Source organism: Lysinibacillus sp. NPDC097231 (genome assembly GCF_044761885.1).
GTDB lineage: Bacteria > Bacillota > Bacilli > Bacillales_A > Planococcaceae > Lysinibacillus.
On sequence record NZ_JBIWDH010000026.1, the window covers coordinates 56,267 to 66,111 of the forward strand.

The following is a 9,845-nucleotide window of genomic DNA, read 5'->3' on the forward strand; positions in this document are numbered from 1 at the left end:
CCGTAGTATAGGGCTACTCCTTTTCTTCATCTTGTAATTGAATGCTGACAATAGTACCTTGTTGTTCTTCAGAGGTAATCGTTACAGTTCCTCCGTGCGCTTCAATAATATCTCTAGCAATAGCAGTACCTAAACCAGTACCATGTGTTTGCTCAGTATTTGTACCTCGATAATAGCGCTCAAAAATATGTTCAAGGTCTTCAGCAGAAATGCCGTTACCGTTATCAGAAATCGTAATAGAATAATCATCAACAAAAACATTAACTGTCACATCAGAGGGATTATGAAGCAATGCATTGTGTAAAAAATTCACCACTGCTCGACGCATAAAATGTTCGTCAATTTGATGTTTAATATTTTCTGAGGTAGCATCAAATTCAATGTTAGCTAGCTCATATTGTGGTGTATTGAGTGTATCAATTACAATTTCACGAATAAATTGCACCATGTTTACCTCGTTTAAAGTGAGAGGAAGCTGCTGATGCCTTAATCTCATCGTTAAATTTAAATCATCTAGTAAATCTTGCATATGCAATGACTGCTTTTCGATTATTTGGGCGTACTCGCTTAGTTCACTCTTCGTTAATTGCTCATCATTCAAAAGCTCCGCATAGCCGCGGATGGAAGCTAGAGGCGTCTTCATATCGTGTGAGACATTGCTGATCCATTCCTCGCGCATCATCTCTAATCTTTTACGTTCCTGCTCATGTGCAGCAAGCTCTCTCGATACCTCATTTAAATTCTCAAAAACTGGTTTGTACACACCACCTGGCATTTTACTGGTCACATGCTCATGATTCTTTAAATGACGAATACGTTCAATCATTGCATGTAGAGGCTTGGTCAATGTTCGACCGAAAAGCCAGCCAACGAGTGCCGCTACTAATAAATCAGCAATTACAATGAGCAAACCAAACTTGCCAATAAACTGTAATACTGATGAGCCAGAAAAATGAGTGACATATCTAGTAACGCCACTTCCCTTGATCCCGATAAGATAACTAAAACTTTCTTTACTTCCTACATACACGGTTGTATCAAAATCAAATTCTTTGTATTTATAAACTTGGATTAAGTCAATCGGTGCATAGTGTGAAGGAGCTTTATCTGGAGCAAAATGGGTATCAATAACCTGTCCATTATTATCAAGTAATTGAATCCAAGCATTTCGCTGATGCAATTGTTGAAGTCCATCCTTGCTTACTGCTGGCGTCCCATCACTTATATCAATATACTGTTGGAACTCGCGCACGAAGTTTTCTTCTGAATACGAGGTTGTATTATCGTAATTATTTCCCTGTTGAAAAATGAAAAAACCAATTAATATGGCTGTATTCACGAAAATAACAATAATAACAATTGACAGCACAGACAGAAGGAATCTAGCTGTTAATTTCCATTTCATGCTTGTTCCTCTTTTGGCACAATAAATTTATAGCCAAGTCCTTTTACTGTTGTAATATAAACAGGCTTTGATGCATCATTTTCTATCTTTTCACGCAGACGTCGAATATGAACCATAACGGTATTGTCTGAGCCGAAAAAATCTTCGCCCCAAACAAGCTCAAACAACGTCTCTTTACTTAAAATTCGATTAGGATTGTGCATAAAGCAAGCCATCAAGCCGATTTCCTTCGCGGTTAGCTCCAATAAAACGCCGTCCTTATGTACCTCCGTTTCATCACCATTTAACAGGAAGGGTCCAACTTGTATTGCTTTCAAGGAAGGACTCGGTGATGTCTCCTGTGATTGATAACCAGCTCTGCGTAGCTGTGCCTTCACACGATAGGCAACCTCTTTCGGGCTAAAGGGCTTTGTAATATAATCGTCTCCCCCAATAGCTAGCCCTAAAATTTTATCTATCTCCTCATTTTTCGCTGACATGAAAAGTACTGGTACAAGCGACACTTCTCGAATGCGTCGACATAAATCGTAGCCCTCACCATCTGGAAGCATCACATCAAGTAGTACAATATCGGGTTGTGTCTGTTGAAAGCTCGTCCATGCTTCTTGAATAGTGCCAGCCGTATGAATTTGCTTATAGCCCTCTTTTTGTAGACTGACTTTTAGCAGATTGGCTAAATCAGCCTCATCATCTACAACTAAAATAGTCGGTTCTTGCATGGGTCACACGTCCTTCCATTTTTGATTTATGTCATTATTATAAATGAAACTGGCAAGGAAGACGAAGAATAGTGGCAATACATCCTATTGTTTAATTACGATTATGTGCGGATTATAAATGTGAAACGATGATAAGGTATACTCAAACAGTAGAGATTAAGAAAAATGAGATTGTCTTTAAGGTTTTTGTGGTATGAAAACACAAAGCCCTTTTATTAATGTGATTGAAACTTTTACTGCCACTAAAGCGTAAAAAGAGTATTCATAAGTTAGGAGGCATGACAATGTTCAAAAAAATAGCAGCAGATGCTCTGGGATTATCAGATATTGGAGTAGTTGTTCCACGTGAGGATTATGATAAAACGGATGCAGATGATTTTATCTTCATTCAGCAAAAGACTCCTACCTCTAAGGTGGTGAGATGAATATACGGTTTTGATTCCTTTTCAGTGGGTGTTCAAACATCTACTGAATGAAGATAAAGCCTCCGGCGGATGTCACGGATTTTCAAAGGAATGAATTGTGCAAGCACAATTCAAAATCCGGACGCAATTACGCCAAGGCGAAATTGATTGATCTTGCATGAAATTGACGAGAAAATTTATTTTTTAATTAAAACAAAAGCGGATGAGTATTGCTTTACAAATCGTGCAATTATTCATGTCGATGGTGAAAGTGCGATGAGCAAGAAACGATTGCTTCGTCGTTACGAATACTCAATGTACAATGTTAGGGATGTTTTCCTCGAAACAGCAGGAACTATTGACCTTGATGTCGAAATTAAATTTACAATCGACAATACGCCACTATCAATCGACATCCATAAACGCTTTATTAATGACATTAAAGATTTATATAAAGCGTTGCATGCGATTAGCTATGAGCAAAAGCAAAATGCCTACAAGCTAGAGGTAGCTGAAAAAAGCTTAAACATTGCTTCTTCATCCCTTGGTCGTATTGGCAATGATAATGTTTCTCCATCAATGTCATTCGAGGAAATTACACGTTTTGCTAATAATTGGATGATTGACCATAAGGACAAATACAAAAAAGAAGACTTCTCACACGTTTTTGATTTATACATTAACAATTAAAGAAATATAGCTCTCTACAGTTTGTGGAGAGCATTTTTTAAATAACTATACATATATTCAGAACTAGGAGTGTGACGAAAAATGATAAACGAATTGCAAGTGCTAGAAAAAGAAGGAATGGTAAGTGACGATTTTGTACAGCCACCGCAAGCCGTCGAAACATTATTCGTGAATGAGTTCATAGATGGCATTTTAGATCCCCAGCAAAAAATGCTAGGGCCTGTAAAAGATGGCGGGACAATCATTGCTAATACAACGCCAGGATGCTGGGGCCCAATGCTTACTCCAACAATCCGTGGTGGACATGAAGTGACAAAACCTGTATTTATAGAAGGGGCAGAGGTAGGGGACGCTATTGCCATTAAAATTAAATCAATACAGGTCACATCATTAGCTACAGCATCTGGACATGATGAGGTCATTACAGATCGCTTTATCGGTGACCCTTTTGTGTCCGTAAAATGTCCCGGCTGTGGTAAGCTTCATCCAAGTACAATCGTTAAAGGGATAGGTCAACAGGCAATTCGCTGTGCGACATGTGATACAGAAACGGCACCATTTAAAATGACAAACGGTTACACTATGGCTTTAGATCATAAGGGTAATATTGGTGTGACTGTTGGGCGAGAAGGGGCACGCCGTATTGCACTTAATGCGAAAAATTATATGCGTACACCTGAAAATTCTATACAAAATCCTGTGGTAGCATTAGCACCAAGTGACCTAATCGGTGTAATGGCAAGAATGCGTCCGTTTTTAGGGCAGCTTGGAACAACACCTTCAAAGGCTATGCCAGATTCTCATAATGCTGGTGATTTTGGTTCGTTTTTAATCGGGGCGCCGCATGAATATGCATTTACACAACAAGAATTAGATACACATCGTACAGATGGGCATATGGATATAAGCCGTGTTCGCGAGGGTGCAACCATTATTTGCCCAGTAAAGGTTCCTGGCGGTGGTGTATATATTGGTGATATGCACGCCATGCAAGGGGACGGTGAAATTGCAGGACATACAACCGATGTTGCTGGAATCGTTCAACTACAAGTTAGTGTATTGAAAAAAGCAGCATTGGAAGGTCCTGTTTTATTGCCGAATACAGAAGATTTACCTTATACTGCGAAGCCTTTTACAAAGGAAGAAAAACGTCGCGCTCGTGAGCTTGCAGAGGAATTCGGCGTTAAACAGGTGGAGGAAGCATTTCCTGTATCAGTTGTTGGCTCTGGAACGTCATTAAATGAGGCAACAAATAATGCTTTAAGTCGTGCTGCAAAACTCTTTGAGATGAGTGAGCCAGAGGTTATGAATCGAGCGACGATTACAGGTTCGATTGAAATTGGCCGTCATCCAGGAGTTGTAACAGCAACCTTCCAAGTACCAAAGGCTGTACTGAAAAAAGCAAGAATTTATAAACCTGTGAAAAAACAATATGATTAATGTATAAAGAGTAGCCCGAAAAGAAAGCAAACTAGAAGTATTTCATAGTTTGCTTTCTTTGTGATGTAAGAAAAATCCTACTGTACTTGGGGCGAATTATATTATGATGAAAATCGGACGCCCCCAGGAAGCTTTGCTCTGCGTAAAAGCGAAGCGACAGCGGCAAATGTTTACTGTGCGAAAGCGAAGCGACAGCAACAAATGTTTACTGTGCGAAAGCGGACAAAGCCCCTGTCAGAAATAAAAGCACCCCCACGTTTAGATGGGTTTAAATTTGTTCGAAATTGTACAAATCGAAATTGAAATCTACTTATCAGTTGATATAATAGAACAAACTTAGACTATAAAAGATACTACTCTTCATAATATTGAATAGAAAAGATGGTGACTCATGGCAGATTTTGTGCGTTTGCAGGAAAAGGAAGAAAAAACAACAACTCCGATTAAATCATACATATTGAAGATGAAGGGTGGTGGGCATGCTCCCTCCAGAACAAATATCGCTGATGCCATAACAGGCGCAGTCGGTGGATTAATATGTATTTTTGTATTACTTTGGTTGACGAATTATACTGGGGCACCTTGGCTAATGGCGTCACTTGGTGGAAGCTGTGTACTTGTGTTTGTCGTTTGGAATGCACCATTGTCTCAACCCCGAAATATTATTGGTGGACATGTCATTTCAGCATTCATCGGCTTGACGATGTATTCACTGCTAGGAACGAGTATAATATCAATTAGCTTAGGCGTAGGGCTAACCATTTTTTTAATGGCTCTTTCAGGAAGCATTCATCCACCAGCAGGAGCAAACCCTATAATTATTATTTTAGGTGGCTATGGGTGGAGCTATTTAGTTATGCCAGTTTTAATTGGTGCGCTCATTATTGTATTCTTTGGACTAGTCATTAATAATTTGCGAGAAACGCGGAAGTATCCTTTGTTTTGGTGAAGAATATCAATAACTACTAGGGTGCTTTCCCTGTTGCTTGTGTTTTAAGTCCATCTATGAGGTGGTATTCGTTACCTCTATAGATGGCTTTTTCATGCTGTCGTAGCTAAAATTGTCGTTTTTGCACGAATACTTTTTGTCGTTATGCTTGATGTATATCACAATTTTTTAGCATATGTTGGATAAGATTTGTTATATTGAAGAAAGAGTGCTAAAACAAGTTAGGCAATAATTTTATCTTCACTCAGCAGAAGGCACAATTCAAAATCCAGACGCAATTACGCCAAGGCGAAATTGATATGATAGGGGAAGATCTTTGTTGGTTGAATTTGATGGGGGGCTCCAGTAGCATGCTGTTGAATTGTGATGAGCAATTATTCATGACATATAAACAAAATGGTGAAAAGGGTGCTGAAAAATTACTTTCAAAGTGGTTGGAGGCAGAGAGTGACGTTCAGTTAGACCCAAAAATACTCGGTATTGCACTTTCACCAAATTTATTTTTAGTGAATGAGGAAGCAGCGATGAATATTGCGTTTTCAACTGCACGAAAATATTGGGGTCGCGTATCGCCAGATATGCAAACTTTTTTTGATAAGCACGGTTTGGATACTCAATATGTAAATGATCGTCTCAATGCTTTCTTTTATACGCAAAAAGGCAAGGAGACTTTTTTTGAACAGTTGTTTGCACAGCATACAATGGACTTAGAGCGATTAATCTGGCTAATTTTTGGGAAGCGCATGCAAATTGCGATGCCAGTTAACGAACTACAAACTATTTTTTTATATAAATTTGAAAATGAATATTTTGTGCATATGATTTATAAGGAAGATGCTCAATTTTGGCACTGGCTGTTCATGAAAAAAGTTTATTCACTGTTTATCCACAAACCTTTAGAACAATTCACATTTATCCATGAAATGCTGAGTCATTTCGAAAAATCTACTAGAAAAACTTATGCACATGTGGATAATTTTGTGGATAATTATAGAGGGGTTCTGGATAAGTGCATAACTTATGTGGATAACCATAATCCGACTTGCTTGGAAAAAAAGCAGTTACATCTTTACCAAATTGTTACGCATTATTGTTTAGCAGAAGGGGATTATCGGTGTGTAAAAGCTTTAATTACTTCCTTTGAGGCAGATTGGCGTTATTCGATGTATGCATTAACAGAGAAAGAAAAGGTACTAATTGCATATTTACTGTTTCATATCGCACATCAAGAGAAGGATAATGAAACTGTTATTCAATATGGTGAGTATTTATTAGAAGATGAACGACTGAATAATTACGCGATAGAGATTTTGTTGGAATATAAGGAGTTATTGCCGAATCGGAAGCCAACACCTCCAGCTATTATCAAAAATTATGATCTCAATTTTTTAGAAAATTTGTATGCAGTATTACTTGATCATTATGTAAGAACAGGTCGTTATCAAGAGGGACTAAAGCTTTTAAAGGACAATGCATTAGCATCCAATAAAAAAATACATGCAACGTTAGTACAAAAAAACTATAGTAATGAACAATTTATCGCGATTGAGGCGTCAGTTCAGCAAGATATTGCTCTACTTGTTAATAACTCACTACAGCATATCGGCCTGTCTATAGAAGAATGGCGACGACACTATCGTCAACCAGATGCGCCTTATTATTTTGTAGCACAAAGTGCATCCATGCACATGTTAAATATTTTAAAGGTTTTATTTGTGACCGAGCAGTATGAGCTTTTTGAAAAATTAATGGAAATCTATAAAAAATATTTACTCATTGAAGATCATTTTGAAAAACTACGAGTATTTATAAGTGCGTACGTTTCATAAGCAAAAGAAGTGTCTAATGCGTTTTAAAGCATTAGACACTCTTTCGTGAATTATTCTAAAACCCCTTTATCCTGTAAGTCAGCAATTTGTTCAGCACTATAGCCAAGGGAAGATAACACTTCTTCGTTATGTTCTCCAAGCTTTGCACCTACATGCTTGTATTCCGTTTTGGAACCGTCAAACTTAAAAGCAGAAGCAATTTGTTTTTGCATTGTACCATCGCTTTTTGGAATATCAACAATCATGCTACGAGCCTTTAGCTGTGGGTGCTCACATGCTTCTGAAAAAGTTAAAACTGGTTCCACGCATCCCTCGAAATCCTCGTTAAACACTTCAAGCCATTCTTTGTAAGTCTTTGATAAAAACGCATCATGAACGGCCTCTTTAAAACGAATTTGTGTATAGTATGAATCATTGAATGTATTATCAATGAGCTCCGGAATATCAAGTGCTTCACATAGCAACTTGCGGAATTGAGGCTCAAGACTTCCTACCGAGAAAAATCTGCCATCCTTTGTTTTGTAGAAATCATAATAGCTGCCGCCATTTAAAATCTCCTGCTCGGGCTGAGGGACACGGCCACCCCCAATATAGGCAGACCCATACATAGCGTTGAGCGAGAATACAGCATCTGTCATACTAATATCGATGTATTGTCCCTCACCTGTTTTTTCACGATGTAAAGCAGCTGCAAGTACGCCAATTGCCGCATGCATTGTGCCCCCTGCAATATCGGCTAGCTGAATACCCATTGAGACAGGTTTTTTATCTTTATGGCGTGAATAATCAAGTACCCCAGATAATGATAGATAGTTATTGTCATGTCCTGGACGATTGCTATATGGCCCAGTTTGTCCATAGCCTGTAATTGCACAATAAATAACTTGCGGATTTACTTCCTTGAGTGCTTCATAGCCAATGCCAAGCCGCTGCATGACCCCTGGTCGAAATCCTTCGATAATGACGTCATACTCTTTAACGAGCGACTTAACAATTTCTACAGCTTCAGGCGATTTTAAATTTAATGTTAATGACTTTTTAGAGCGATTTAAGTGTTGATGTATATATGCCTCGTGATCATCGTCATAAGGAGGCATAATACGCGTTAAATCTACGCGCTTTGAAGATTCAACGTGAATAACCTCCGCGCCTAAATCAGCAAATATCATCGTTGCCATTGGTCCTGGTAGTAATGCAGAAAAATCGAGAATTTTTAACCCCTTTAAAATACCCAAATCTCCCAACCCCTTTTTGTGTAGGCTACAATGCCGTCTATTTCGAGAAGGCTTAGTAGCGCTTTTCTCATTAACCCCATTTTGTGAAAAGCGTGTATCCCATACTGTATTAATACAGTGCGATTTTAATTTATCAGTATTATAACAAAATGATTAACTGCTTGACTATGCTAAATTTCATTATAAAATAAATAGTCAGAAAATTATATGTCAGAATAACAATAAAAGTAAAAAAATTTCGAATATAGATTTCCTGTCAAATTTCAGATAACAATTACCATTTATCCGAAAATTCCGTCACATTATAGACACAAAAATCTCTATGCGTTTATATTATGCATAGAGATTTTTTACTGTACGGAAAGTTGCTAATCGAAATCAATATGTGATAAAAATTTCAATTACTTAAAGCGAATAGAAGTTAACTGTATAATATGGAGCACCATTATCTTGAAAGCTGACACCAACAAAAACATGTGTGAATTCTTTTCTTAAAATATTTGCACGATGTCCTTCCGAATTCATCAGTGCTTCATGGGCAAAGATACTATTGGACTGACCGCAGGCAATATTTTCACCATACCAGAAGTATTTAACACCACCTGCAGTGAGCCTGTTATTAGAATGATTGCCAACATGATCCTTATGGCTAAAAAAGCGTTGTGTAATCATGTTACTACTATGCTGACGAGCAATATGATTATACTTTTTATCATAAATAAGTGGTTTTGAGACTCCCACGACTAAAGTCGCAAGCCCTACACTTTATGGTGTGACGGGTGGGATTCTTGAATGACTAAGCGTTCGCAGTTCATTTCTGTTTTGAACAGCCTTCAAGATGAGGGTATCTCATTACCCCTCCTAAGACAGTGCATCTAGCATCATAGGCTGATTGACTTTTACCATCCATCACAGGTGCATGTCGAATATTCATTGCACCGACTAAATCACGATGTTTTTCGAATCCACATTTACACGTATATTTTCTATCTTGTGCCTTATTCTTTTCAGAACATTTCGGGCATGTTTGACTGGTATATGCAGGATTCACAAATTCAACTTTAATACCCATTAGATTTGCTTTGTACTCAATGAATTGAGAAAGACGATAGAATGACCAGTTGTGCAGATTCTTTTCGTTTTTACGGCTTGTTCTTGCCGTCTGCCTGATGTT

Annotated in this window: 9 protein-coding genes and 1 pseudogene; 5 read left to right on the forward strand and 5 right to left on the reverse strand. The window is 38.0% G+C overall.

Going from position 1 to position 9,845, the window contains the following annotated elements:
- Positions 1-13: 13 nt before the first annotated feature.
- Positions 14-1,405: a sensor histidine kinase gene (locus ACIQXF_RS15665; RefSeq protein WP_402784313.1), complete on the reverse strand. Its 1,392-nt coding sequence runs from the start codon at positions 1,403-1,405 to the stop codon at positions 14-16.
- Positions 1,402-2,124: a response regulator transcription factor gene (locus ACIQXF_RS15670; RefSeq protein WP_402784315.1), complete on the reverse strand. Its 723-nt coding sequence runs from the start codon at positions 2,122-2,124 to the stop codon at positions 1,402-1,404. The genes ACIQXF_RS15665 and ACIQXF_RS15670 overlap by 4 nt, the downstream gene beginning before the upstream one ends.
- A 284-nt stretch (positions 2,125-2,408) precedes the next feature.
- Here ACIQXF_RS15670 and ACIQXF_RS15675 point away from each other — a divergent pair, with 284 nt between their 5' ends.
- From ACIQXF_RS15675 to ACIQXF_RS15695, 5 genes are all read left to right on the forward strand, one after another.
- On the forward strand, positions 2,409-2,549 hold the full coding sequence (locus ACIQXF_RS15675) for a hypothetical protein (protein WP_402784317.1): 141 nt from the start codon (positions 2,409-2,411) through the stop codon (positions 2,547-2,549).
- A gap of 147 nt (positions 2,550-2,696) precedes the next feature.
- Positions 2,697-3,218 (forward strand): PH domain-containing protein, encoded by a 522-nt coding sequence (locus tag ACIQXF_RS15680; RefSeq protein ID WP_402784319.1) that lies wholly within the window; start codon positions 2,697-2,699, stop codon positions 3,216-3,218.
- An 81-nt stretch (positions 3,219-3,299) separates the two neighbouring features.
- The gene (locus ACIQXF_RS15685) at positions 3,300-4,658 is read left to right on the forward strand and encodes an acetamidase/formamidase family protein (protein WP_402784321.1); all 1,359 of its coding nucleotides are present in this window, start codon (positions 3,300-3,302) and stop codon (positions 4,656-4,658) included.
- A 391-nt stretch (positions 4,659-5,049) separates the two neighbouring features.
- A complete protein-coding gene (locus ACIQXF_RS15690; RefSeq protein WP_402784323.1) occupies positions 5,050-5,607 on the forward strand; it encodes an HPP family protein in 558 nt (185 codons plus the stop codon).
- 350 nt (positions 5,608-5,957) lie between these two features.
- Complete coding sequence (locus tag ACIQXF_RS15695; RefSeq protein WP_402784325.1) at positions 5,958-7,436, forward strand: hypothetical protein; 1,479 nt, start codon at positions 5,958-5,960, stop codon at positions 7,434-7,436.
- Positions 7,437-7,486: 50 nt separating this feature from the next.
- Here ACIQXF_RS15695 and ACIQXF_RS15700 read toward each other — a convergent pair whose 3' ends face one another.
- The 3 genes and pseudogenes from ACIQXF_RS15700 to ACIQXF_RS15710 all read right to left on the reverse strand — a co-directional run.
- A complete protein-coding gene (locus tag ACIQXF_RS15700) occupies positions 7,487-8,671 on the reverse strand; it encodes a CaiB/BaiF CoA transferase family protein (RefSeq protein WP_402784327.1) in 1,185 nt (394 codons plus the stop codon).
- Between the two features lie 405 nt (positions 8,672-9,076).
- Positions 9,077-9,412 carry a CAP domain-containing protein gene (locus tag ACIQXF_RS15705; protein WP_402784329.1) on the reverse strand — a complete coding sequence of 112 codons (336 nt, stop codon included), beginning with the start codon at positions 9,410-9,412 and terminating at the stop codon, positions 9,077-9,079.
- A gap of 145 nt (positions 9,413-9,557) precedes the next feature.
- A pseudogene (locus ACIQXF_RS15710) lies at positions 9,558-9,845 on the reverse strand (RNA-guided endonuclease TnpB family protein); the annotation flags it as partial.